General features: G+C 61.6%; 22 protein-coding genes. 10 read left to right on the top strand and 12 right to left on the bottom strand.

Annotated features, from left to right (window positions below):
* Positions 1 to 822 precede the first annotated feature (822 nt).
* Both ABD906_RS04450 and ABD906_RS04445 read right to left on the bottom strand, forming a co-directional pair.
* The gene (locus tag ABD906_RS04450; protein ID WP_345098419.1) at positions 823 to 1,290 is read right to left on the bottom strand and encodes a Ros/MucR family transcriptional regulator; all 468 of its coding nucleotides are present in this window, start codon (positions 1,288 to 1,290) and stop codon (positions 823 to 825) included.
* Between the two features lie 165 nt (positions 1,291 to 1,455).
* Positions 1,456 to 1,947, bottom strand: coding sequence for a YaiI/YqxD family protein (locus ABD906_RS04445; RefSeq protein ID WP_345098418.1), 492 nt, complete (start codon positions 1,945 to 1,947; stop codon positions 1,456 to 1,458).
* A 169-nt stretch (positions 1,948 to 2,116) separates the two neighbouring features.
* Here ABD906_RS04445 and msrP point away from each other — a divergent pair, with 169 nt between their 5' ends.
* Together msrP and msrQ are read left to right on the top strand one after the other, a co-directional pair.
* Positions 2,117 to 3,064 (top strand): protein-methionine-sulfoxide reductase catalytic subunit MsrP, encoded by a 948-nt coding sequence (gene msrP, locus ABD906_RS04440; protein ID WP_345098417.1) that lies wholly within the window; start codon positions 2,117 to 2,119, stop codon positions 3,062 to 3,064.
* Complete coding sequence (gene msrQ / locus ABD906_RS04435; protein WP_345098416.1) at positions 3,064 to 3,732, top strand: protein-methionine-sulfoxide reductase heme-binding subunit MsrQ; 669 nt, start codon at positions 3,064 to 3,066, stop codon at positions 3,730 to 3,732. Before msrP ends, msrQ begins: the two co-directional genes overlap by 1 nt.
* 239 nt (positions 3,733 to 3,971) lie before the next feature.
* On the opposite strand, the gene ABD906_RS04430 is transcribed toward msrQ, so the two are convergent.
* Complete coding sequence (locus ABD906_RS04430) at positions 3,972 to 4,583, bottom strand: NADPH-dependent FMN reductase (RefSeq protein WP_345098415.1); 612 nt, start codon at positions 4,581 to 4,583, stop codon at positions 3,972 to 3,974.
* Positions 4,584 to 4,688: 105 nt separating this feature from the next.
* On the opposite strand from ABD906_RS04430, the gene ABD906_RS04425 reads away from it, so the two are divergent.
* On the top strand, positions 4,689 to 5,078 hold the full coding sequence (locus tag ABD906_RS04425; protein ID WP_345098413.1) for a winged helix-turn-helix transcriptional regulator: 390 nt from the start codon (positions 4,689 to 4,691) through the stop codon (positions 5,076 to 5,078).
* Between the two features lie 36 nt (positions 5,079 to 5,114).
* Here ABD906_RS04425 and ABD906_RS04420 read toward each other — a convergent pair whose 3' ends face one another.
* Positions 5,115 to 6,125 (bottom strand): LacI family DNA-binding transcriptional regulator, encoded by a 1,011-nt coding sequence (locus tag ABD906_RS04420; RefSeq protein ID WP_345098412.1) that lies wholly within the window; start codon positions 6,123 to 6,125, stop codon positions 5,115 to 5,117.
* Between the two features lie 200 nt (positions 6,126 to 6,325).
* On the opposite strand from ABD906_RS04420, the gene ABD906_RS04415 reads away from it, so the two are divergent.
* The 5 genes from ABD906_RS04415 to ABD906_RS04395 are packed head-to-tail and all read left to right on the top strand — an operon-like array spanning position 6,326 to position 12,066.
* Positions 6,326 to 7,381 (top strand): sugar phosphate isomerase/epimerase family protein, encoded by a 1,056-nt coding sequence (locus ABD906_RS04415; protein WP_345098411.1) that lies wholly within the window; start codon positions 6,326 to 6,328, stop codon positions 7,379 to 7,381.
* A 15-nt stretch (positions 7,382 to 7,396) separates the two neighbouring features.
* Entirely contained in the window at positions 7,397 to 8,566 is a 1,170-nt protein-coding gene (locus ABD906_RS04410; RefSeq protein ID WP_345098410.1) for a Gfo/Idh/MocA family protein, read from the top strand.
* Positions 8,563 to 10,077: a sugar ABC transporter ATP-binding protein gene (locus tag ABD906_RS04405; protein WP_345098409.1), complete on the top strand. Its 1,515-nt coding sequence runs from the start codon at positions 8,563 to 8,565 to the stop codon at positions 10,075 to 10,077. The genes ABD906_RS04410 and ABD906_RS04405 overlap by 4 nt, the downstream gene beginning before the upstream one ends.
* Positions 10,074 to 11,078, top strand: coding sequence for an ABC transporter permease (locus ABD906_RS04400; protein WP_345098408.1), 1,005 nt, complete (start codon positions 10,074 to 10,076; stop codon positions 11,076 to 11,078). Before ABD906_RS04405 ends, ABD906_RS04400 begins: the two co-directional genes overlap by 4 nt.
* Positions 11,079 to 11,118: 40 nt before the next feature.
* Positions 11,119 to 12,066 (top strand): ABC transporter substrate-binding protein, encoded by a 948-nt coding sequence (locus tag ABD906_RS04395; protein WP_345098407.1) that lies wholly within the window; start codon positions 11,119 to 11,121, stop codon positions 12,064 to 12,066.
* Between the two features lie 189 nt (positions 12,067 to 12,255).
* Here the strand turns inward: ABD906_RS04395 and ABD906_RS04390 are convergent, their stop codons facing one another.
* Together ABD906_RS04390 and ABD906_RS04385 are read right to left on the bottom strand one after the other, a co-directional pair.
* Positions 12,256 to 12,660 (bottom strand): PaaI family thioesterase, encoded by a 405-nt coding sequence (locus tag ABD906_RS04390; protein WP_345098406.1) that lies wholly within the window; start codon positions 12,658 to 12,660, stop codon positions 12,256 to 12,258.
* 173 nt (positions 12,661 to 12,833) lie between these two features.
* Positions 12,834 to 14,786, bottom strand: coding sequence for an acetoacetate--CoA ligase (locus tag ABD906_RS04385; RefSeq protein ID WP_345098405.1), 1,953 nt, complete (start codon positions 14,784 to 14,786; stop codon positions 12,834 to 12,836).
* A gap of 188 nt (positions 14,787 to 14,974) precedes the next feature.
* On the opposite strand from ABD906_RS04385, the gene ABD906_RS04380 reads away from it, so the two are divergent.
* Together ABD906_RS04380 and ABD906_RS04375 are read left to right on the top strand one after the other, a co-directional pair.
* Positions 14,975 to 16,093 carry a glycosyltransferase family protein gene (locus tag ABD906_RS04380; RefSeq protein ID WP_345098404.1) on the top strand — a complete coding sequence of 373 codons (1,119 nt, stop codon included), beginning with the start codon at positions 14,975 to 14,977 and terminating at the stop codon, positions 16,091 to 16,093.
* Entirely contained in the window at positions 16,086 to 16,853 is a 768-nt protein-coding gene (locus ABD906_RS04375; protein WP_345098403.1) for a glycosyltransferase family 2 protein, read from the top strand. The genes ABD906_RS04380 and ABD906_RS04375 overlap by 8 nt, the downstream gene beginning before the upstream one ends.
* A gap of 114 nt (positions 16,854 to 16,967) precedes the next feature.
* Here ABD906_RS04375 and wecB read toward each other — a convergent pair whose 3' ends face one another.
* The 6 genes from wecB to ABD906_RS04345 all read right to left on the bottom strand — a co-directional run bounded on the left by wecB (position 16,968) and on the right by ABD906_RS04345 (position 23,304).
* Complete coding sequence (gene wecB, locus ABD906_RS04370; RefSeq protein WP_345098402.1) at positions 16,968 to 18,065, bottom strand: non-hydrolyzing UDP-N-acetylglucosamine 2-epimerase; 1,098 nt, start codon at positions 18,063 to 18,065, stop codon at positions 16,968 to 16,970.
* The gene (locus ABD906_RS04365; RefSeq protein ID WP_345098401.1) at positions 18,065 to 19,336 is read right to left on the bottom strand and encodes a glycosyltransferase; all 1,272 of its coding nucleotides are present in this window, start codon (positions 19,334 to 19,336) and stop codon (positions 18,065 to 18,067) included. The genes wecB and ABD906_RS04365 overlap by 1 nt, the downstream gene beginning before the upstream one ends.
* Positions 19,333 to 20,778 carry a glycosyltransferase family 4 protein gene (locus ABD906_RS04360; RefSeq protein ID WP_345098400.1) on the bottom strand — a complete coding sequence of 482 codons (1,446 nt, stop codon included), beginning with the start codon at positions 20,776 to 20,778 and terminating at the stop codon, positions 19,333 to 19,335. Before ABD906_RS04360 ends, ABD906_RS04365 begins: the two co-directional genes overlap by 4 nt.
* Positions 20,778 to 21,521 carry an ABC transporter ATP-binding protein gene (locus ABD906_RS04355; RefSeq protein ID WP_345098399.1) on the bottom strand — a complete coding sequence of 248 codons (744 nt, stop codon included), beginning with the start codon at positions 21,519 to 21,521 and terminating at the stop codon, positions 20,778 to 20,780. Before ABD906_RS04355 ends, ABD906_RS04360 begins: the two co-directional genes overlap by 1 nt.
* A 5-nt stretch (positions 21,522 to 21,526) precedes the next feature.
* Positions 21,527 to 22,381, bottom strand: a complete 855-nt coding sequence (locus ABD906_RS04350; RefSeq protein ID WP_345098398.1) for an ABC transporter permease — start codon at positions 22,379 to 22,381, stop codon at positions 21,527 to 21,529.
* A 452-nt stretch (positions 22,382 to 22,833) separates the two neighbouring features.
* The gene (locus tag ABD906_RS04345) at positions 22,834 to 23,304 is read right to left on the bottom strand and encodes a universal stress protein (protein ID WP_345098397.1); all 471 of its coding nucleotides are present in this window, start codon (positions 23,302 to 23,304) and stop codon (positions 22,834 to 22,836) included.
* Positions 23,305 to 23,351 lie beyond the last annotated feature (47 nt).

Here is a 23,351-nt window from a genome sequence, read left to right as displayed (position 1 = left end):
CACCGCGCGCTCGCGCACTTCAGGGGAAAACTTGTTCGTCGTCTTGCTCATGATGCTCCATCCTACTCAGGAGTTGGAGCCTCCGGCAAACCCGGCGCGGTTCAAGATAGAATGTCATTAGTTTTTTCAAATATCTGGGAATTGAACTACAATCTTAATTAGTTAAATATTTAAGCGCAGGGAAACAATATGTTTTTCGTCATTGACACCTAACTAATTAATACTTTAAATGACAGCCCATCCAATCACAGAACGAACAAAAGAAAACCGCGACTCCCGGATCCAGACATAGACAAAATTTATCTCTGCCCCACCTTCCTTGGAATTCAAACCCGGACCAGAGCCGATTATAGGAAATTGTATCCGGAGAACCGTCGCTCGCCTTTCCGCGGCCGTTCATCCAGCGGTACGCATGGCCGTCAAACGCGGATGTGGTCAAAACGCCCAGACCGAAACGATCCAGATCCTGCCAGAGGCGTTCTCGGGCAACGCTGAAGAATGCTTTTCGGCTGGAGCCCAGAGGAGCATTCTGCGGCCTGCAACACTACAGCAGACGCCACCTTGGCGAGGGGGCAGAGAAGCCAAGCGCGGTCAGCTCGCGCGGGGCCGCAACATGCCCGCAAGGCCGCGGCCGGCACAAGGTCAGCCACGTTCAGACATTCGGAAAAAGACTGTTCGGGAGGAAGGATTGCGGGCAGACGGTCCGGACAATCGCGAGCACTCTTGCCGTGGCTCACCGCGAGCACGCGGCGGACGGCACCATCCAATGAAAAACACCCCAGGGCAGACGAGACTGCCCTGGGGGTGTTTCTATCGTGGATCTTAGCTGGCCGACTTCTTCGGACGGCCGCGACGGGCCGGCGCCTGAGCGCCCTCTCCCTCCTGAGCAGCGGCCGGCTTGCGTCCGAGACCCATCTGCTTGGCCAGCGCCGAGCGCGACTGCGCGTAGGCAGGCGCAACCATCGGATAATCCGCCGGAAGGTTCCACTTCTTGCGGTACTCTTCAGGCGTCATGCCGTGGCTCGTCAGATGGCGCTTCAACGACTTGAACTTCTTACCATCCTCGAGGCAGATGATGTAGTCGTTGAAGACAGACCGCTTCGGGTTCACTGCCGGCTTCTGCGGTTCCGGCTGTTCCGCTGCCTCTGCAGAACCAACGTTGCAGAGAGAGCTGTGAACCAGGCTGATCAGACCGGACAGCTCCGACAGGGGAACAGGATTGTTGGCAACGTAAGCGGATACAATATCCGCTGTAAGCAGCACTATGTCGTCGTTGGAATTATTGGTCATCTATTACTCCGGGGCCCAATCACGACATTGCAATTAGTCCAGCTTGAGGCCAATTGCAAATGTGTAAAGTAGCAAATCATCTAATAGTTAAACAGATCTGTGAAATATTGACCATCTTGTCGCACTTCGTCAGAGTTCACAGTCTGCACGAGCTCCGTGCGACCCTCAAGCGCCGAAGCCTTCCCTGCGAAGCCGCACAATCGCCAGATCGAGAGCCGACAGGAAGGCGGATCTGTCCCGCGGCGTGAAGGGAGAAGGCCCTCCGGTGATCTGTCCGGACGAGCGCAGATGGTCCATAAGATTGCGTGTGGCCAGCGCTTCTCCCACGTTTTCAGCCGTGAAAATCTTGCCCTTCGGCGTGATTGCAACGGCTCCCGCAGCCACGGCCCGGGCCGCCAGCGGCACATCGGCCGTCACGACGATACACCCCGGACGGCTACGACCGGCGATCCAGTCATCCGCAACATCCAGGCCCGTTCCCACGGTGATTCGTTCAATCAGATGATTGTTGTACGGGATGTGAATTGGCCGATTGGCGACAAGCACAACCTTAATATTGTAGCGCTCAGCTACGCGGTATACTTCCGGTTTTACTGGACATGCGTCCGCATCTACATAGATGACGATTGATCGAGGGTGGCTGTCAGTCTCGCTCATGCGGATACACCGGGAATGATTCGCGGCGCATCCCCCTCGGAACGAGAAGCGGCGTCACCGAGATTTGATGCGCGGACGAAGAGCATACCATGCAATTATCCGCGCTACGCAATACCAGAACGGGAGGCTCACAAGCGGCCATATTCCCTGATCCGATGGAGATGTCACGATGCGCAGTCCCATTATCCCTCGAATTCCCTATTCCGAGGTCACGCCCAAGCATCTCTATCTCAACCGGCGCGAGATCATGGCGGGCCTTGGCGCGGCTGCCCTGTCCGGTGTGGCGGGCACCAGCGCCGATGCCACCCCGCTGAAGGCGGCAAAGGGTCCGTTCGGCACCAACGAGATCGTCACGCCCAAAAAGGATGCGACCACCTACAACAATTTTTACGAGTTCGGCACCGACAAGAGCGCGCCTAGCGCGAATTCCGGCAAGTTCAAGCCGCTACCGTGGACGCTTCGCGTCGACGGGCTGGTCCACAAGCCGCGCGACTTCGATGTCGGGGAACTCATCAGCAAGACGCCGCTGGAGGAACGCATCTACCGCATGCGCTGCGTGGAAGCATGGTCGATGGTCATTCCATGGATCGGCTTTCCGCTCGCGACCCTGCTCAAACAGGTGGAGCCGCTCGGTTCAGCCAAGTATGTGGCCTTCACCAGCGTCTACCGGCCGGACGAGATGCCGGGACAGCGCGGCCTCTTCCAGGTGCTCGAATGGCCCTATGTGGAGGGGTTGCGGCTTGACGAGGCGATGCACCCGCTGACCATCCTGGCCGTGGGACTTTACGGCGAGACGCTGCCCAACGCCAACGGGGCGCCGATCCGGCTGGTAGTTCCGTGGAAATACGGGTTCAAGGGCATCAAGTCGATCACGCGGATCAGCTTCGTCGAGAAGCAGCCTCCGACCACCTGGAACCTCATGGCGCCGAACGAGTACGGTTTCTATGCCAACGTCAATCCGGAGGTCGACCACCCCCGCTGGAGCCAGGCAACCGAACGGCGCATCGGCGAGGACGGCTTTTTCAGCTCCGGACGCCGCAAGACCCTGCCCTTCAACGGCTATGGCGAACAGGTGGCCTCGCTCTATGCGGGCATGGACCTGCGGAAGTTCTACTGATGCACGGGCGAGTGCAAAGCCCCGGCAAGAAGGTGGCGAGCAGACCGAACCGGTGGAACCGCCTGCCCGTCTGGCCGATCTATGTGGCGGGATTCATCCCGGCCGTATGGAGCTTCCATCTCGGAGCGACAGGCGGGCTCGGGGCCGATCCCGTAAAGGAGTTCGAGCATCTGCTCGGGCTCTGGACGCTGCGCTTCCTGATCCTGACACTGCTCATCACCCCGATCCGTGACATAACGGGCGCCAGCCTTCTCAAGTACAGGCGGGCGCTGGGGCTCCTCGCCTTCTACTACGGAGCCATGCACTTCAGCGCCTGCATGATCCTCGACCAGGCGCTTAACATGACAATGATCATCAAGGACATCGTGAAGCGGCCCTTCATCACGATTGGCATGGCTGCGCTCATCCTGATGGTGCCGCTGGCGGTCACATCCAACAACCTGTCAATCCGCAAGCTCGGCCCGAAGTGGAACAGGCTGCACCGTCTGATCTACGTGATCGCGGCGGGAGGAGCACTCCACTTCATCATGAGTGTCAAGGCCTGGCCGGCGGAGCCCGTAATCTATGCGGGAATCATCGTCACGCTCATTGCCTGGCGGGGCATCCGAAAGCCCTTCCTGCGCTGGAAACGGGGCCCGCGATCGCGGGTCGCCGCGGTTTCGCGCTGAAACGCGTTCCCGCCTCGCTCCGGCGCACACCCGGTTCAGGACCCGACGGATAACCTGCGGCATCATTCAGGCGTTTCTGGCATCTGCCCGAACCGAAAGACTGGCATCTGCCCGAACCGAAAGAATGGAGCATGTCTCCATGCGGGTTCTCAATTCCAGGATCCGCGGCTTGCACAGAAGAGATCCGCCACGGAAAAAGCCCGCGCCGGAGCGCGGGCCGTCCGTGGGAGAGCATGAAATCAGGCCGCGGTGGCCTCCTTTTCGCGCGCGGTCGCCTCGCGGGCCGACTTGAGCGCCTTCGCCCACCAGGCCAACTCATCCAGCATCACCTCGGCCGACTGGGCCAGGTGCGGATACTCCTCGAAGGTCTTGCCCTGCTGCCACAGGCCCATGAAATCGCCGCCAACGATGTGGACAGCGTTGCGGGTCGGAGCCATCTGAAGCTCGACGCAGATCAGACGCAGCTGCTCCACCGCGCGCGCGCCGCCAACACCGCCGTAGCCGAGGAAGGCCGCAGGCTTACGGTTGAATTCATTATAGGCGTAGTCGAGGGCGTTCTTGAGAACGCCCGAGGGCGCGTGGTTGTATTCCGCAGTCACGAAAATGAAGCCATCGAGGCTGTCGACCTTCGCCGCCCACTTCTGCGCCACTTCGCTCGCAGGCTTGCCCCAGGCCGGCGACACGGGCTCCTCAAAGAAAGGCAAGGGATAGTCGCGCAGGTCGACGAGCTCGAACTCCATGTCGCTGCGCTTCTCGGCAATTTCAAGAATCCACTTGGCGGGCTTTTCGCCAAAACGGTTACCGCGGGTGGTGGAAATGACTATACCTATCTTCGGTTTGGATGCTGGCATGATACTCCCCAATCGAAATCTGGTAACCAACGGTTACCTTCTATATATATGTGACAGGTCGGGGAGGCCGGCAAGAACGTACATTATCGTGACAGAGTTACCTCGATGAAACCGCCAGTGACCGACCATTTGTCTCAAGACTGCCGTGCCGTGAGCGAGATCCTCGCCCGCGTCGGCGACAAATGGTCCGTGCTGATCATCATGCGCCTCAGCGACGGCCCGAAGCGGTTCAGCAGGTTGCAGCAGATGATCGGTAACATCTCGCACAAGATGCTGAGCACCACGCTCAGAGGTCTGGAGCGCGACGGGCTCGTGACGCGCACCGTGCATCCCACCGTTCCGCCGCAGGTCGAGTACAGCCTCACGGAGCTCGGCCACGACCTGACGGTGCCGGTCAATGCCCTTGGAGAATGGGCGCTGCGCAACCAGGACAAGATCCGGGCGGCTCGCGCACAGTTCGATGCGCGCCAGGAGTTTGAGGTGAAAGCCTCCTGACCCGGGCCGTAGGCGTTTTCAGGAATCTTGCCGCAATCAGGCGATCCGGGCGGTGCTCTGGCGGCGGATCAGCTCGACCTCAAGGACCTGCTTCTGAAGCTGCTCGCCGCCCTGCCCCTGCATGACGGCAAGGAGCGTCTTCGCCGCCGTCTGGCCGATAAGGTCGCGTGGCTGCGCAATGGTCGTCAGCGCGGGGACGAAATGGGCGGCTATGTCGATGTCGTCGAAACCGACGACCGAGACTTCCTCCGGCACGCGGATGCCGCGCTTGTGAAGCTCGCCGATGAAGCCGCAAGCCATGGCGTCGCTCGAACAGAAGATGGCCGAGGGCCGGTCCTCCAGCGCTAGCCAGCGGTGGGCGGCCTCGGCGCCAGAGGCCAGGGAGAAATCCCCTTTCAGCATCCAGTCCGGGCGGATCGTCAGGCCATAGCGCTTCATGGCCTGGCGAAAACCCTCCGCGCGTGTGACGGTCAGGATGTTGTCCGGCGGACCCATCAGATGGCCGATACGATGGTGGCCGAGCTCGACGAGATGGTCAACCGCGAGCGCCGCGCCATGCATGTTGTCGATCACAACCCTGGGACGATTGTCGTTCTCCACCCATTCGCAGGCGAAGACGATAGGCGGCTCGTAGCGGGCGGATGCGCCCGCCATGAGCACATCCTCCGGCAGCTTGGCATCCAGCACGATGAGGCCGTCGGCGCGATTGTGATGGAGATAATCGCGGATGTGCTCGCCCTGCTTGGTGTCGGCGATGAGAACATTGTAGCCGACAGGGGCCATGACCGAGGTGATGCCGGACAGGATGCGCGAGAAGAACGGGTTGGCCAGGTTCGGCACCAGCACCACGATGCCGCCCGTGCGGCGCCGGCGCAGGTTGCGGGCCGCGTGATTGATGCGGTAGCCGGTGGCCTCTACGGCCTTCAGTACGAGTGCACGCGTTTCCGCGGATACCAGTTCCGGACACGACAGGGCGCGGCTCACCGTGGCGGTTGACACTCCCGCCGCCTGTGCGACGTCCCTGATCCGCGGATACGACTTTATCATTCCAGCGGCGTCCTCCTCGCACTCGAATCATCACCAGATCGTCGGAGCTAATATCACCACCAAATCCTCGGCATAAGCGTCCCCGCGATCTTGTAATCCATTACATTCCGTGATTTCATTCTTTGCAAACGATTACATCGCGATCACAACAAAAAGCAGATGTGTCGGTGAGAGCGTGGAGGCGCTCCTAGGGAGGCAACATGAAGACAATCAAGGGTCCAGCCCTTTTCCTTGCGCAGTTCGCGGGGGACGAAGCTCCGTTCAATTCCTGGGATTCAATCACGAAATGGGCCGCCGACTGCGGCTATATCGGTGTGCAGGTACCGAGCTGGGACGGACGCCTGTTCGACCTCGAGAAGGCCGCGAGCTCGAAGGATTACTGCGACGAACTGGCCGACAAGGCGAAGGAAAACGGCGTCGTGATCACGGAGCTGTCCACGCACCTGCAAGGACAGCTGGTGGCCACCCATCCGGCCTATGACATCGCCTTCGACGGTTTCACCATTCCGGAAATGCGCGGCAATCCGAAGGCGCGGCAGCAGTGGGCCGTGGACCAGGTAAAGAAGGCGCTCACCGCGTCGAAGAACCTTGGGCTCAAGGCAATGGCCTCGTTCTCCGGCTCGCTTGCCTGGCCTTATGTCTATCCGTGGCCGCAACGGCCGGCGGGCCTGATCGAGACCGCGTTCGACGAGCTTGCGCGGCGGTGGAAGCCGATCCTCGACCATGCGGACGAGTGCGGCGTCGACATCTGCTTCGAGATCCATCCCGGCGAGGACCTGTTCGACGGCACGACGTTCGAGATGTTCCTGGAGCGCGTCGGCAACCATCCGCGCGCGAACATGCTCTACGACCCGTCGCACTACGTGCTGCAGTGCCTCGACTACCTCGACAACATCGACATCTATGCCGATCGCATCCGCATGTTCCATGTGAAGGACGCGGAGTTCAACCCGACCGGCCGCCAGGGCGTCTATTCCGGCTATGCGCCGTGGGTGAAGCGCGCGGGACGGTTCCGCTCGCCGGGTGACGGCCAGGTGGACTTCGGTGCGGTGTTCTCGAAGCTTACGGCCATCGACTTCGACGGCTGGGCTGTGGTCGAATGGGAGTGCTGCATGAAGCATCCCGAGGACGGCGCGCGCGAAGGCGCGGAGTTCGTCCGCAATCACCTCATCCGCGTGACGGAAAAGGCGTTTGATGACTTCGCCGGCGCAGGCACGGACGAGGCGGCCAACCGGCGCATGCTTGGACTGGACTAAGGGTGGAGCAGTCTGATGGCAATTACCGGATCCACTGAAGTTCGCAGCGGGCCGATCCGCCTGGGCATGGTTGGCGGCGGCAAGGATGCGTTCATCGGCGCGGTGCACCGCATCGCCGCGCGGCTCGACAATGAGTTCCAGCTGGTGGCGGGCGCCCTCTCCTCGACGCCCGAGCGGTCTGTCGAATCCGGCCTCGCGCTCGGGCTCGACCGCGACCGCATCTACGGCACGTTCGAGGAGATGGCGGAGAAGGAAGCCGCGCGTCCCGACGGCATCGAGGCGGTCGCCATCGTCACGCCCAATCACATGCACTATCCGGCGGCGGCCGCCTTCCTCACGAGGGGCATCCATGTCATCTGCGACAAGCCACTGACTTCGACACTTGAGGATGCGGAAAAGCTGGTGAAGCTCGCCAAGGAGAGCGCCGCGCTGTTCGTGCTCACTCACAATTACACCGGCTATCCGATGATCCGGCAGGCGCGGGAAATGGTGCAGAACGGCGAGCTCGGGACGATCCGCGTGATCCACGCCGAGTATGTGCAGGACTGGCTGACGGTTCCCGCCGAGAAATCCGGCTCCAAGCAAGCCGAGTGGCGCACCGACCCGGCACGCTCGGGCGCTGGTGGCGCGATCGGCGACATCGGCACGCATGCCTTCAACCTGCTGAGCTTCGTCACCGGGCTGAAGACCGTGGAGCTCGCTGCCGACCTGCACCGCTTCGTGCCCGGCCGTCGGGTGGACGACAATGCCCACATCATGCTGCGCCTGGAGAATGGCGCGAAGGGCATGCTGTGGGCGAGCCAGGTGGCGCCCGGCAACGAGAACGGGCTCAGCCTGCGCGTCTACGGTGACAAGGGCGGCATCGAGTGGTTCCAGGAGGAGCCGAACAAGCTCTGGTTCGCGCCGTTCGGCGAGCCCAAGCGGCTCATCACCCGTAACGGCCCCGGCGCCGGCCCAGCGGCCGCGCGGGTAACCCGCATCCCGTCCGGCCATCCGGAGGGCTATCTCGAAGGCTTCGCCAACATCTACGCGGAAGCCGCGCGGGCCATCCGGGCGAAGAAGGCGGGCGAGCCGCTGCCGTCCGACGTCATCTTCCCCACCGTGGAGGACGGGCTGGCCGGCATGAAGTTCATCGACGCCTGCGTCCGGTCGTCCGAGAAGAACGGGAGCTTCGTGACGTTGTGAGTGCCACAACCGCCCATTCTCCGGTGCTGGAAGCCAGAGACGTTTCCCGGTCCTTCGGGCCGGTGGAAGTCCTGCATGGCGTGGAGCTTGCCCTATATCCGGGCGAAGTGCATGCGCTGATCGGCGAGAACGGCGCAGGCAAGTCCACGCTCATGAAGATCATGGCGGGCTACCTGGAGCCAACCAAGGGCCAGATTCTCCTCGACGGCCAGCCGGTCTCCTTTTCCTCCAGCGAGGAGGCCGAGAACCGGGGCGTCATACTGATCCATCAGGAGTTCAACCTGGCGGAGCAGCTGACCGTTGAGGAGAACATCTTCCTGGGGCGGGAGCTCAGACGCGGCTTCTTCCTCGACAAGAGGGCCATGCGTGCGGAAGCCCTGCGTCTGCTCCGGGAACTCGAGACGCGTGTCGATCCTGATGCGCGGGTGTCCGACATCTCGGTTTCCGACAAGCAGATGGTGGAGATCGCCAAGGCGTTGTCGCGCAACGCGCGCGTGCTCATCATGGACGAGCCGACGGCGGTGCTGACGACCCGCGAGGCGGAAGTACTGTTCCGCCAGATCGAAAAGTTGAAGGCCCGGGGTACGGCAATCCTCTACACCTCGCACAAGCTCGACGAGGTGGCGCGGATCGCGGACCGCATCACCGTATTCCGCGACGGAAGCCGCGTGGCGATCGCCAAGGCCGGCGAAATGACTGAAGACCAGATGGCGCAAGCCATGGTCGGCCGCGCCCTCTCCAACCTGTTCCCGCCGAAGGTGCTGCCGCAGAAGCGGGAGACGGTGCTGTCCGTCTCGAACTTCAGCGTCGGCACCATCGTGCAGAATGCAAGCTTCGATCTCTACCGGGGCGAGATCCTGGGCTTCGCAGGGTTGGTGGGGGCCGGCCGGACGGAACTCATGGAGGGGCTCATCGGGGTACGGCCCGGCGCGGGGCACATCGAGATCAATGGCAAGCCGGTGCGCATCTCATCGGTCGGGGATGCCCGAAAGGCCGGGCTCGTCTATCTCACCGAGGACCGGAAGGGACGCGGCCTGCTGCTCACCAAGAGCATGCGGGAGAACCTCACGCTGCTCGCGCTTAACCGCTTCGGTCGCTTCGCCATCGATGCCAGGGCCGAGGACGAAGCGCTGGCGAAGGCGATCCAGGAGTTCGACATTCGCGCGGCCAACCGGGCCGTGCCGGTGGGGAACCTTTCGGGCGGCAACCAGCAGAAGCTGCTGCTCGCCAAGACCATGCTCGCGGAGCCGGACATCATCATCATCGACGAGCCCACGCGCGGCATCGACATCGGCACCAAGCAGCAGATCTATCACTTCATCCAGAAGCTCGCCGCATCCGGCAAAAGCATCATCATGATCTCCTCCGAAATGACGGAAATCATCGGCCTTTCGCACCGGGTGGTGGTGATGCGCTCGGGGCGGATCACCGGCGTGCTTTCAGGCGATGATATCAACGAAGACGTCATCGTGCGTCATGCAATGGGGCTTGAGGGCAAGGTGGCAGCATGACCGTGGACAGCGCAACACCGACCGTTCCGAAACAGGGCTTCAGGATCGACTTCCACGTCTGGGGGCCGGTGATCGCACTCGTGGCGCTGATCGCGCTCGGCGCGTTCCTGAACCCGAACTTCCTGAGCTACGGCAATGTCACCAACGTGCTCGCCCGTTCGGCCTTCATCGGCATCATCGCCGTGGGCATGACCTTCGTCATCACCTCCGGCGGGCTTGACTTGTCGGTGGGCTCCATGGCCGCGTTCATCGCGGGCGTGATGATCATGATCATGAACGGTCTCGTGCCAAGCATGGGCGTGGGCTGGGGGGTCATCCTTGTCGGCATGATGGTGGCCATCGTTGTCGGCCTCGCCGCCGGACTCGTCAACGGACTACTCATCACGCAGGCGCGGATCGAAGCCTTCATTGTCACACTCGGCACGATGGGCGTTTTCCGCTCGCTCATCACGTGGCTCGCAGACGGCGGCACGCTGTCGCTCGACTACGGCGTTCGCGAGATCTACCGACCGGTCTATTACGGCGGCCTGTTCGGCGTCGCCTGGCCGATCATCGTCTTCGCGGCCGTTGCCATCCTGGGCGAGATCATCATGCGCAAGACGCCCTTCGGACGGCATTGCGCAGCCATCGGTTCCAACGAGCAGGTGGCGCTCTACTCGGCCGTACACGTCAACCGCGTGCGGCTGATGACCTACATCCTGCTCGGCATACTCGTCGGCATCGCCACGATCATGTACGTGCCGCGGCTCGGCTCCGCCTCCAGCTCCACCGGCGTGCTGTGGGAGCTCGAGGCCATCGCGGCGGTGATCATCGGCGGCACGGTGCTCAAGGGCGGCTTCGGCCGCGTCTGGGGCACGGTCGTGGGCGTGCTGATCCTCAGCCTCATCGGCAACATTCTCAATCTCGCGAACCTGGTCAGCCCCTATCTCAACGGCGCGATCCAGGGCGTGATCATCATTCTGGCCGTGGTGCTGCAACGGCAGAAGAAGGTGGAGCGGTAACGGGAGGTCGCTCCATCACATCAACCTAGGGGAGAGAGACATGAAACTGACAGCATTGGCCGGGGTTCTTGCACTCGGCATGGCATTCGCCGGAAGCGCTGTGGCACAGGAGAAAGCCACCATCGGCGTTTCCATTCCGGCCGCGACGCACGGCTGGGCCGGCGGCATGAACTTCCATGCGCAGCAGACCATCAAGGCGTTGGGGGAGCGCTACGACAATCTCGAGTTCGTGCTCTCGACCGCAAGCGATCCGAGCCAGCAGGTCTCCGATATCGAGGACATGATGGCGACGCGCAACATCGATGCGCTGGTCGTGCTGCCGTTCGAGTCCGAGCCGCTGACGGGTCCCGTCCAGCGCGTCAAGGAAGCCGGCAAATGGGTGACGGTGGTGGACCGCGGCCTTAGCCAGGAGAACATCGAAGATCTGTACGTGGCAGGCGACAACACCGCGTTCGGCCGCGTCTCCGGCGAGTTCTTCAAGCAGATGCTGCCGGACGGCGGCAAGATCGTGGTTCTACGCGGCATTCCGACGACGATCGACAACGAGCGCGTCGAAGCCTTCCAGAAGGCCATCGAGGGTTCCGGCATCGAGATCCTCGGCATGGAGCACGGCAACTGGAACCGCGACGACGCCTTCGAGGTGATGCAGGACTTCCTGTCCAAGCACGCGCAGATCGATGCCGTGTGGGCCTCGGATGACGACATGGCCGTCGGCGTGCTCGAAGCCATCAACCAGGCGGGCCGCCAGGACGAGATGTGGGTGCTCGGCGGCGCCGGCATGAAGGAGATGATCAAGCGCGTCATGGACGGCGACAAGATCGTGCCGGCCGACGTGACCTATCCGCCGGCAATGATCGGCACGGCAATCGAGCTGACCGCTCTGCGCTTCGTCTCCAACGTGCCGGTCTCGGGCCGGTTCATCATCGGTTCCGAGCTCATCACGAAGGACAACGCCGAGCAGTTCTACTATCCGGATTCGCCCTTCTGATCGGGTGAAAGACTGTGGGGCACACCGGAAGCAGCCTTCTGTTTCCGGCCGGCAAGAGGGGCGGTTCCTGCCGGGACCGCCCCTTCTTCTTGCTGCCGTGTCGCCTGTTCAGTTTTTGGCGGGCCGCTCGTATCAGAGTACGCCCGCTGCCAAAAAGGTCCCAGGAAAACCGAGACCGCCCCTCCCCGTTCAGCCTTGCCCGGCGCTTCCACCGGCGAAGATCTTGAAGGTGGCAACGGCCGTCGCCACGACCTCACCCTGGCGGTCGAGAACCTCACATTCGACGAAACGGATGGTACGGCCCTTCTTCGTGCAACGGGCAATGCAGCGGAGATCGCCCCGCGCCGGACTCAGGAAATTCACAGTCATGCTGAGCGTGGATGCGGCGGCATCGCGGTCCAGGCCGATGCGCGCGGCGATGCCCATCGCATTGTCGACAAGGCTGGCGATGGCGCCGCCGTGAATGTCTCCCTTGCGGTTCTGTAACGCCGGCATGAAGGGCATGAGCACTTCGGCCTCACCGCCCTCCTCACGAACGGTTCGCAGACCAAGGTGCTCCGCAAATGGCGGCTCATGGAAGCGCACTAGAGACATCAAGATGTTCCCGTTTCAGGACGATCAGCCCCGCCATCAGAGCCGGTCCATGCCAGCCAATAGCAGCTGGCGCGTCTGCTGGCGAGAGCGGAGCGCGGACAACATGACGATGGCGACGGCGACGAACACCGACAAGGTTTTCAGACCGCCGCCACCTCCTCCGCCTGCGACCTTCAGCTCTTGAGTTCCTCAAGCCCGGCAAACAGCTCCAGCGCCTCCGGATTGGCAAGGGCCTCCTTGTTCTTCACCGGACGGCCATGGACCACCTCGCGCACGGCAAGCTCAACAATCTTGCCAGATTTTGTGCGCGGAATGTCGGCCACCTGGATGATCTTGGCCGGCACGTGCCGGGGCGAGGCGCCGGTGCGGATCTTCGCACGGATCCTGTCACGAAGCGCATCGTCAAGCGTCAGACCATCGGCAAGGCGAACGAAGAGGACGACACGCACGTCGCCATCCCATTCCTGACCGATGCAGATGGCTTCCACCACCTCCTCCAGCTGCTCGACCTGGTTGTAGATCTCGGCCGTGCCGATGCGCACGCCGCCCGGATTGAGTGTGGCGTCGGAGCGGCCGTGGATGATCATGCCGCCATGCTCGGTCCATTCGGCAAAGTCGCCATGGCACCAGACGTTGTCGAAGCGCTCGAAATAGGCAGCGCGGTATTTCGCGCCATCGGGATCGTTCCAGAAGCCGACGGGCATGGAGGGGAACGGCTTCGTGCAGACGAGCTCGCCCTTTTCACCCACCACGGGCTTGCCCTCGTCGTTCCAGACATCCACGGCCATGCCGAGGCCGGGGCCCTGGATCTCGCCCTTCCAGACCGGCTTGACCGGATTGCCGCAGACGAAGCAGGAGACAATGTCGGTGCCACCGGAGATCGAGGCGAGATGCACGTCCGCCTTGATGCCCTCGTAGACGAAGGCGAAGCCTTCGGGCGACAGCGGTGAGCCGGTGGAGGTGATGAGCCGCAGGCTCGACAGATCATGAGTCTCGCGGGGCACGAGGCCGCTCTTGCGAACAGCGTCGATGTACTTCGCAGAAGTACCGAAGACGGAAAACCTTTCCTGTTCCGCATAGTCCCACAGGACCTCGCCGTTCGGAGCGAAGGGCGAACCGTCGTAAAGGCAGAGCGTGGCGCCGCTGGCAAGGCCCGAGGCCAGCCAGTTCCACATCATCCAGCCGCAGGTGGTGAAATAGAAGAAGCGGTCACCCTCGCGCATGTCACAATGGAAGCGGTGCTCCTTCAGGTGCTGGAGCAACGTGCCGCCGGCCGAATGAACGATGCACTTGGGAACGCCGGTCGTGCCGGAGGAGTACAGGATATAAAGCGGGTGGCTGAACGGCAGATGCACAAATTCCAACGGCTCGGGTGCAAAGACGCGCGTGGCATCCGCGTAGGTCCGCGCGTTCGGGATGGAAGCTGCCAGCGCATCCGCATCCCCGGCATAGTGAACGACGAGCACCGGACAGCCGAGCCGGCCCGCTATCTCGCGCACCTTGTCGGACACGTCCTGGAGCTTGCCGTTGTACCAATAGGCGTCGCAGGCGATGAACAGTTTCGGAGCAATTTGGCCGAAGCGGTCCATCACGCCCTGGACGCCGAAGTCGGGAGAGCAGGAGGACCAGATGGCGCCGATGGAAGCGGCAGCCAACATGCAGGCGACGGTCTCCGGCATGTTCGGCATCATGGCGGCAACGCGGTCGCCCTCGCCTATCCCCATGGAACGGAATGCCTGCTGGAGTTTCGAGACCTCCTCGCGCAGGCGGTCCCAGGACCAGCGGGCAGCCGCCCTGTCCTCGCCGCGGAAGATCAGCGCGTCCTCGGAGCCCGAACGACGGAGAAGATTCTCGGCGAAGTTCAGGCGGGCATCGGGGAAGAAACGCGCGTCCAGCATGCGTTCGCCTCCCACGAGATCGCGGGCGCCACGCTCGCCGATCACGCCGCAGACTTCCCAGACGGCGCTCCAGAACTGGCCCGGGTTTTCCACCGACCAGCGGTGAAACGCGTCATGATCGGGTAGCTGCATCTGATAGGTCTCCGCGCACCAGTGCCGGAACCGTTCGATCTGCGCCGATGCAATTCTTTCCTCCGATGGCGACCAAAGCGGCATCTGCTCGCGCACACATTCCTCCCTGACTTGTCCTGCCGCGCCGTCCATTTGTTCCGGGCGGCGCCCAAGGACAATAAACGGCGAACACAATGCCCTGTCAAAGGTGTAGGAGGAGGCGGCGGCATTCGCGTATTGCGAAGCCGCCTGGCATCCGCGATAACGGCTCGGGGGCGAAAGACGCCAAGAGGTCCCGGTTCTCCATGCTCGTTTTCATCCGTTCGTATCTGTCTGCGTATGACGCGCGCATGGGCAAGCATTTCCGCGTGATGGGAAGGCTCGGCATCCCCTTCCGCTTCATCGGGTGGAATCGGGACGGCAGGCCCCTCCGCACCGGGGCACATGAAATCCTCTACGAGCGGGCGAGCAGGCTCGGGGCGCGCTGGCACAACGCGTTCGCCATCATCGGCTGGAACCTGTTCCTGGCGCGGACGCTGTTCCGCCTGCGCCGCGAGATTGCGGCCGTTCACGCGGTCGACCTCGATACGGCGGCGGCCGCGTTTCTCTTCTGCCGCCTGTTCGGGAAGCCACTCATCTTTGATGTCTACGACAAGTACACTGCGGTGCGCAGCATTGACGGGCCTGCCGGTTGGCTGCTGGACGCGCTGGAACGATACATTGCGCGGCGGGCGGACCTCACGCTGCTCGCAAGCGAAGACCGGTTCGGACAGATGGATCTGCCGAAGGGTCTGCCCAATGTTCTGGTGCTTGAAAATGTGCCGGGCAATCAGGTATCCGCCACCGCTCTGCCAAAGTTCGATGGGAGATGGCGCGTCGGTTATTTCGGCGTGCTCGAGCCGATTCACCGGGGGCTGGAAGATCTGATGCGCGTTGCGTCCCGAAGAAGTGATGTGGAACTGCATCTCGCCGGTTATGGCGGCCTCGAGGCCATGGTGGCCGACTTCGCCGCAAAGCACGAAAACATCCATTACCACGGCCCGAAGGGATCGGATGCGGGGCTTGAGCTGATGGCAGAAATGCACGCGATCGCCGGGCTCTACTATCTCTCGGTGCCCAACCACGCCTTTGCAGCGCCGAACAAATATTACGAACACCTGATGATCGGGCGCGGGCTGCTTACCACGGCAGGCACCTCCCCCGGCCGCCGGGTAGAGCAGCACGGCACCGGCTGGGCTATTGGCGAAGGCGCGGACGCGCTCGATGCGTGGCTCGACGGGCTCAGGCCGGAGGCGGTCGAGACGGCCGGGCGCGCTGCGCGGGCGCTTTGGGAAGAACGGTACAAGGATTATTTCGAGGAACGGTACGTGTCAGTCTACGGTTCCCGTGTCGCGGAGTTGGTGAAGGCATCCCCGAATGGCTGAACGCCTGGTTACAGTGATCATGCCCGCGCGCAACGCGGCCCTGACGATCGGCAAATCCATCCAGTCGGTGCGGGACCAGAGCTTTACGGACTGGCAGCTCATCGTGGTCGATGACGCGTCGGAGGACCGCACCTACGACATCATCAAGTGGTTCGCAGCACAGGACCCGCGCATCAGGCTGCTGCGGCTCCCCGCGCAACAGGGCGTGGCGCATGCGCGCAACCGCGGGCTCGACCTCGCGCGGTCGCGGTTCGTGGCGTTTCTCGACAGCGATGACACGTGGGAGCCGGAGAAGCTGCAGAAGCAGCTCGCCTTCATGTACGAGAGCGGCACGCCAATTACCTATTCGGCCTACAGGCGCGTGGACGCAGAGGGCAACACGCTCGGCATCGTCACGCCGCCCACGAAGGTCACGTGGAAGATGATGCTCAAGGCCAACCACATCGGCAATCTCACGGCCATGTACGACCGCACGTTGCTGCCTCAACTGCGGTTCAAGCCCGTCGGCAACGAGGACTACATCTTCTGGATTCAGGCGCTTGAGGAGCTGGGGCGACCGGCGCTTGCCACCCCCTCGGACAAACCTCTCGCACGTTACCGCGTGTCCGACAACTCGCTCTCCGGCAACAAGCTGCGATCGGCCCGCTGGCAGTGGCAGAACTACCGCAAGAGCCTGGGCTTCAGCATCCTGCGCAGCAGCTATTACCTCACCACCTATGCGATCCATGGCCTGCTGAAACGGCGGCCTGGGAAGGGGTAAGACCAGCCACTCCCTGCCTTCATACCGCGCCTGTCGAGGCATGGATCCAGACTGCGCCGGACGGTTCGCCAAAATGACGGTTCGACAGGCTCACCGCGATGGGTGAAGAGCGTGTCACAACAAGTCGCGGGCGAGGCGGGCGACGATGCGGCTTGCGGCCTTGCCGTCACCATAGGGGGAGACACCGCGAGCCATCGCGGCATAGGCGCGCGGATCATCCAGCAGGCGCTGCGCCCCGGTGACGATGGCGTCGAAGTCGGTGCCGACCAGCTTCACGACACCCTCGGCGACCGCTTCGGGACGTTCCGTCTCGTGCCGCAGCACCAGCACGGGCTTGCCTAGGGCCGGCGCTTCCTCCTGCACCCCGCCCGAGTCGCTCAGGATGATGTAAGCCTTCTTCATGGCGGCGACGAAAGGAGCATAGTCCAGGGGCGGGCAAAGCAGGATGTTTGGAACGCCCGCCAGGATGCTTTCGGCCACGTTCTTCACGTTGGGGTTCGGGTGAACCGGGTAGAGGAAACAAACGTCCGGATTGGTCTGGGCCAGGTGAAGGATCGCCCGGCAGACGCGCCGGAACGGTTCGCCGAAATTCTCGCGCCGATGTGCGGTGACCAGCACCAGCCGCTCATGGGGTGGTAACGGCACCCCGAGCGCCAGATCCCGGCCCGCAGTGTCCAGAAGCGCGTCGATCACCGTATTGCCGGTCACGTCGATCCGGTCAGGACTGATGTTTTCGCGCAGCAGATTGGCGCGCGAGCTCTCCGTCGGCGCGAAGTGCCACTGGGCCAGATGACCGGCGATCAGCCGGTTCGCCTCCTCCGGAAAGGGGTTGAAAATATTGCCGGTACGCAAGCCGGCTTCAACGTGACCAAGCGGAATCTGGCGATAGAAGGCAGCCATTGCCACCGCCATCACCGTGGTCGTGTCACCCTGGATGAGCACCACGTCCGGTTTTTCGGAGTCCAGCGCCTCCCCCGCGCCGACAAGAAGCCGCGCGGTCAGCTCTGTCAGGCTCTGGTTGGGCCGCATCACATCCAGATCCCGGTCCGGCACAATGCCAAAAAACTGGAGGACCTGGTCCAGCATGTGGCGGTGCTGCGCTGTGGCCAGAACTGACACGTCAGCCCAGGCCTGCTCCTTCAACGCCAGAATGACCGGCGCCATCTTGATGGCTTCCGGACGTGTGCCGACGACACAGAGTATCTTCTTCATCAATCTGCCATGCCTGTGAAGATTTGCTCATATGCCCCCGCTCGTTGATTCCAGTCGTTCTCGTCCGCCAGTTCGGCCAAGCGCGCCCTGAAGGACGGTTCATCCTTCACCTGCAACGCCCGGTCGATCTGACGGGAAAGGTCTTCCGCGTCCGATCCGGCATAGACTTCCGGGAAACGGACGCATTCGGTCATTGCGCTCGTGGCAACGACCGGCTTCTCCAGCGCGAAATATTCAAAAAGCTTGAGCGGCGAGGTCGTATGCGCGATCTCGCCCGGCTCGAAAGGTATCAGGCAGACGTCAAACTGCCTGCCATAGGCGGGCAATAGCTGATAATCGACCGGGCCGGTGCAGAGGACGTTCGGCCTGATTTGCAGATGATCCCGGCCGCCATGATAGTCCGGACCGATGAATACGAAGCCCAGATCCGGCCTTTCCGCCGTCAGCCTGTTGATTTCGTCGTACCACAGCCAGGGGGCAAGCGCTCCAAAATAGCCGACGATGGCGCGGTGCTTTCGCCGGAAATCCTCAAACTCGCAGGAAACGCTCTCGTTCGCGAATGGCCTGCGGTAATGGGCGGCATTCACCCCGTTCGGAGCGAGTATGACATGCTCGCGGCCAACAGCTCCGACGGCTTCGTCATAAAGCGCGGAAGCGGTGGCGACAATAACGTCCGCACCGCCCGAAAAAGCCTTTTCCTTCCGGCGCAACAGGACTGCCACCTGACTGGAAGAGCCGCTGATCTTGGGATCTATGTGGTCAATGTATTCATAGACCACGCGGCAGGACTTGCGATCCAGATGACCCAGCAGATCCCGATCCAGAAAGTCCGTAGAGCATGTGGTCACAACGGCCCCCGGAATCTCGGCAGCCACGTCGTGATCCGTCACCCAGACCCCGGGGTAGACCTGGCGGAAGCCAGAGACCGCGTCCTTCGTCCAGCGCACCGTCTGGTATATGACCAGATAGCCTCGTTTTGCCATCGCGATCGCCAGGTGCTGGGGGCGCTGAAACAGGTCCGCCGCCCATCCAATCATCACATTCTGAACGAACACCCCTCGGAAGTGCTGGGCATGGGCAAGAACATTCTTCCGAAACTGATCCAACGAGAGGTCGGTCGGACCGGGCGACACGTCCCGTTGCGGGTCGGCCATGACGCGAACGCCGCCGAGACGGAGAGCGATGTTCCTCGCGGGATCGCGCACGACATCCTTAAGCCCTTTCGGCATGCTCCAGTAGACGGTTCTCAGATACCCGTACAGACTTTTCATGACGCTTGTCTGGTCCGAGCCTTCAACAGATTGCGCAGAACACGGAACATTCGATAATCGCTCCAGACCGACACGCCTGAAGTTCCGGCGAACAACAGGCATTTGGTCAGGTCATCAACCAGCTTCGACGAAAACGGTTTCAGGGATTGCAGTCTGGAAAGATAGGTTTCCCAGATTGCGGCTGCGGACCGGTGCGTGCGCACCCAGTCGTAGAGCATGAAGCGCTCGGGCTGGTGCTGCAGGGCCCGCAGCTGCTGGTCCAGTTCCTCCGAACCCTCGTTAAGAAGGCCGCGACCGGAAAAGTTCCAACGTGCCGCCTCGGCCATTTCTTTCGGCGTAAGCAGCCCCTTGATGCCGTCGTAACCGACGAGCATGCAGGGACGCGAAGCCGCCGCCCCCTCGAGAAGCACGCGTCCCATGCCGGCCACCAGGGAATAGTTGGCCATGTGTTCGGCCAGCCGGTCATCCCAGCCGCCCATGGCAATCCACCGCCCCTCGGGATCTGCCTGCGAGAGGTATTGCCTGAGCTCGTCCGTCGCCGGACCGTCGCCGTAGATGTGCAACGCATGGCTCTTGCGCCGCAGAACTTCCGCGATCAGGCAGCGCAAGCCGGGGAGCTTGAAGCTGTCAAGACGTCCGGCCCAAAGCCAGGGCAGGCCCGGATCAGGTGCGGGAGCTGGCCTGGACGGCACATCAACGGCATTGGGCAACACCTCCGGATCGCAGTCGCCCATGCTCTTCGCGAGAAAAACCACTTCCTCGGATACGGCAAACTGCAACGAGGCTTCGGGCAGCAGCGCTTTCTGAAAAAGAAGATCAAAAATCGTATCGTCACCAACGGAAACTGACGCCGGTCCATGCAGCGTGGCAACCAGTGGAAGCCGCTTCTGGTGCGCCACGATCATGCCGATCAGCAGAGAAAGGAATGGATGGGCATGGACGACATCCACTTCATGTTCGTCAACGAAAGCACCGAGCCGGGCGACCATGTCGCGCACATCCTCCGGCCCGCGATTCATCGAGAGATCGTAAAGGCTGCTCGCGAATACTTCATCGGCCAGGGGATTGCGCGAAGACGCCGTTGCAAGGTGCATGCGAACGCCTCGTCCGGCCAAGTAACGCGCCTGACCGACGAGTTGGGTTTCAAGCCCACCTCCGAGGAAGGTCTCGCTAACGACGAGAATGTTCCTGACCTCCCTGCACATGCCAGACATCGACCCGATCCCTGCGATTTCCATGGCTTCACGCGGATATTCCAATGTCAGCAAGTTCTTCACTGGTATCCCGAAGCTTTGTTCCCAAATGGCGAACGAGGACACTTCGTTCCGAAACTGGGGCGCACGCGACCAAAATAGACAAATCATCGCGCACAGCCCCGCCGACAGGCGAACCCTCAGCTCAGCCTTTGGCGATTGCAGTGTTCCCAGCGCGGGCCAGGTCATCAACACCCAAAATAGGCGGAGAGGACCTCGTCCGGCGCACCATCCATCTTGATGCGGCCATACTCCAGCCAAATCACCCGGTTGCAGTTGGCCGCCAACAGTTGCCGGGAGTGGCTCGCCAGAACCAGGATCTTCGTTGCATCCACCAGTTCGGCCATCCTTTGGTTCGCCCGTCCCTTGAACTCCTCGTCACCGGTCGAAAGCCATTCGTCCATGATCAGGATTTCCGGACGTACCGCCGTGGACGTGGCGAACGCCAGGCGAAGCTGCATGCCCGAGGAATAGGTGCGAAACGGCACATCGAGAAAATCGCCCAGTCCGGAAAAAGCTGCGATCTCATCCATCTTCTCGGCGATCTCGCGGGGGGACATGCCCATCATGACCCCGCGCAGGCGAATGTTCTCGTAACCGGTCGCATCGGGGTCGATGCCAAGGCTGATGTTGATCAGGGAGATGCAATGCCCCTCGATCGACACTTCACCGTGGGTCGGAATGTAGATGCCTGACAGAACCCTGAGCAGCGTGGTCTTGCCAGACCCGTTGTGCCCGACAAGGCCAATGCGTTCCCCTTCCCTAATAGTCAGCGTCACATCCCGCAAGCCACTCACGACCACCAGACGGTCTGACTTTCGCTCGATCTTCCCGCCAGTCGCCACGCTGAGCACGCGGTTCTTCAGCGACCGGCTCGGCGAATTGTAAATCGGGAACTCCACACTGACATTCTGCAACTGTATCGACGTCATGGGTTTCAAAGCCAGTATGCAACGCGCCAGCGATATTTCCCGAAAAAGATGATTGCCCACGTCCACCCGACCACGGCCACGCCGAGCGCGACAATCCAGCTGATCCCATCGGGATACTCTCCAAGCAGCGGCATGCGAACCAGCTGCAGTAGGTGATAGAACGGGTTGACCTCGTACACCAAGGACGGGACGCGCTCGGGCAGCGTTCTCGTCATCCACATCACCGGGGTCAGATAGAACATCACCTGGAGGAAGTTGGTGAAGACCTGCGTCATGTCCCGAAACCGGGTGCAGATCAACGCACACACCAGAGTCAACCACGCCAGGTTCAGGATCAACAGCAGCAATCCCGGAACAGCCAGAAGCGCCTTCCAGTCCAGAAAATCCCCAACCAGAAAAAGAACAACAGGAAATATAACGATGTTATGACCAAGGATAATAACATTTCTCCACAATGTCCTGATGATGTGTATAAACAACGGCATTCTTACCTGAAGTATTATCCCTTCAGATGCGATGAAGGTTGTACACCCCTCGGCAATCGTCGTCGATAGGAAGTTCCAGACAATTATACTTACGCCTAGATAAAGAAGAAATTCACCCGCCGGTGCGCGGAAAAGCGTGCCGAAGATCAGGCCGATCGCAGCAATGAAAATGGCCGTGTTGAGCGTGAGCCAGAAAGCGCCAATGCGCGACCTGCGATAGCGCTGAGCGACGTCCTGCCAGCCGAAAACCAGGGCCACGCGGATGCTCCTCAGCGACTCGACCATGTCCGCAAGGGCGACGCGTGCGCCGGTCTTTCTCATGCCGCTGCTGCCGACGGAATGGTGCATCGCGGAGGATACGGCTTCACTCGTCACTGATCGCCTCTGTGCAGAAATGTCAACAGTATTCCGAACGCGGTTCGGAAGCCCATGCCCCACGACACCAATGAATAATTTCCAGTACGGATACGGTCAACCAACCATTTCATAACAACAAATATGATCATTGTTATGAATATGAGTTCAACAAATATTACAAGACGGTGACCTCAAACTTCATCTCCCAAATTGTTATTGTCAAATCATTATAGATGTTTGGCCGAATTTTCATAACGCGCACGCTTCGACGAGAGACCGGACGGCGCGCAGAAAGTCTTCCCATGGCAAACGAAAACCGGAGCAGCGAACTCGCTGCTCCGGTTGCTGTGCCGGCCCTCGACCGGCTACACAGGCATGCGGATCGCCCGACAGCTCATGACTGACAGAGGAATCCAGAATTCCGATTCTCGGAAATCAGGACAAGCCGAGCGTCACTCGCGCAGTCTGCGCTAACGGATCACCAGCACCGGGATCTCGGAGTGGGCGACCACCTCGGTTGTCTGACTGCCAAGCACGAGACGACGGATGCCGCGCCGGCCGTGGGATGCCATCACGATGAGGTCACAACCTTTTTCCTTGGCAGCGCGCAGGATACCCTCGGCCGGATGCGAGTCCGCGATGTGAACGGTACCGACTTCGACGCCGGTGCCTTCAAGCGCCTTGACCGCAGCGTCCAGAATTCGGGTCGCCTGCTCACGGGCCGCCTTCTCGAAATCCTGGATGATGTCGCTGTGGCCGCTATGCGCCAGCGTCGCCATTTCCAGCGCCGACCAGGGCTCCGTCACCGTCACGATGGTGACCTTGGCGCCAACATGCTTTGCCAACTGGCCGCCGTGGGCCAACCCCTTGGCCGCCAACTCGGACCCGTCGGTAGCGATCAGGATGTGCTTGTACATTTCAGCGCCTTTCGTTGCGATCATTATGTCTCCGATCCTAAACGCAGCAACTTTTTCGACAATTGTGGCAA

Origin of the sequence: Chelativorans composti, from assembly GCF_039541695.1 — a bacterium.
Classification (GTDB): Bacteria; Pseudomonadota; Alphaproteobacteria; order Rhizobiales; family Rhizobiaceae; genus Chelativorans; species Chelativorans composti.
This window is presented reverse-complemented; position numbering and strand designations above follow the sequence as displayed.

What these genes read in the sequence shown, in the direction of transcription:
- ABD906_RS04450 (WP_345098419.1), bottom strand. Translation starts at nt 1,290, where the DNA reads ATGACCAATAATTCCAACGACGACATAGTGCTGCTTACAGCGGATATT.
- ABD906_RS04445 (WP_345098418.1), bottom strand. Translation starts at nt 1,947, where the DNA reads ATGAGCGAGACTGACAGCCACCCTCGATCAATCGTCATCTATGTAGAT.
- msrP (WP_345098417.1), top strand. Translation starts at nt 2,117, where the DNA reads ATGCGCAGTCCCATTATCCCTCGAATTCCCTATTCCGAGGTCACGCCC.
- msrQ (WP_345098416.1), top strand. Translation starts at nt 3,064, where the DNA reads ATGCACGGGCGAGTGCAAAGCCCCGGCAAGAAGGTGGCGAGCAGACCG.
- ABD906_RS04430 (WP_345098415.1), bottom strand. Translation starts at nt 4,583, where the DNA reads ATGCCAGCATCCAAACCGAAGATAGGTATAGTCATTTCCACCACCCGC.
- ABD906_RS04425 (WP_345098413.1), top strand. Translation starts at nt 4,689, where the DNA reads ATGAAACCGCCAGTGACCGACCATTTGTCTCAAGACTGCCGTGCCGTG.
- ABD906_RS04420 (WP_345098412.1), bottom strand. Translation starts at nt 6,125, where the DNA reads ATGATAAAGTCGTATCCGCGGATCAGGGACGTCGCACAGGCGGCGGGA.
- ABD906_RS04415 (WP_345098411.1), top strand. Translation starts at nt 6,326, where the DNA reads ATGAAGACAATCAAGGGTCCAGCCCTTTTCCTTGCGCAGTTCGCGGGG.
- ABD906_RS04410 (WP_345098410.1), top strand. Translation starts at nt 7,397, where the DNA reads ATGGCAATTACCGGATCCACTGAAGTTCGCAGCGGGCCGATCCGCCTG.
- ABD906_RS04400 (WP_345098408.1), top strand. Translation starts at nt 10,074, where the DNA reads ATGACCGTGGACAGCGCAACACCGACCGTTCCGAAACAGGGCTTCAGG.
- ABD906_RS04395 (WP_345098407.1), top strand. Translation starts at nt 11,119, where the DNA reads ATGAAACTGACAGCATTGGCCGGGGTTCTTGCACTCGGCATGGCATTC.
- ABD906_RS04390 (WP_345098406.1), bottom strand. Translation starts at nt 12,660, where the DNA reads ATGTCTCTAGTGCGCTTCCATGAGCCGCCATTTGCGGAGCACCTTGGT.
- ABD906_RS04380 (WP_345098404.1), top strand. Translation starts at nt 14,975, where the DNA reads ATGCTCGTTTTCATCCGTTCGTATCTGTCTGCGTATGACGCGCGCATG.
- ABD906_RS04375 (WP_345098403.1), top strand. Translation starts at nt 16,086, where the DNA reads ATGGCTGAACGCCTGGTTACAGTGATCATGCCCGCGCGCAACGCGGCC.
- wecB (WP_345098402.1), bottom strand. Translation starts at nt 18,065, where the DNA reads ATGAAGAAGATACTCTGTGTCGTCGGCACACGTCCGGAAGCCATCAAG.
- ABD906_RS04365 (WP_345098401.1), bottom strand. Translation starts at nt 19,336, where the DNA reads ATGAAAAGTCTGTACGGGTATCTGAGAACCGTCTACTGGAGCATGCCG.
- ABD906_RS04360 (WP_345098400.1), bottom strand. Translation starts at nt 20,778, where the DNA reads ATGACCTGGCCCGCGCTGGGAACACTGCAATCGCCAAAGGCTGAGCTG.
- ABD906_RS04355 (WP_345098399.1), bottom strand. Translation starts at nt 21,521, where the DNA reads ATGACGTCGATACAGTTGCAGAATGTCAGTGTGGAGTTCCCGATTTAC.
- ABD906_RS04345 (WP_345098397.1), bottom strand. Translation starts at nt 23,304, where the DNA reads ATGATCGCAACGAAAGGCGCTGAAATGTACAAGCACATCCTGATCGCT.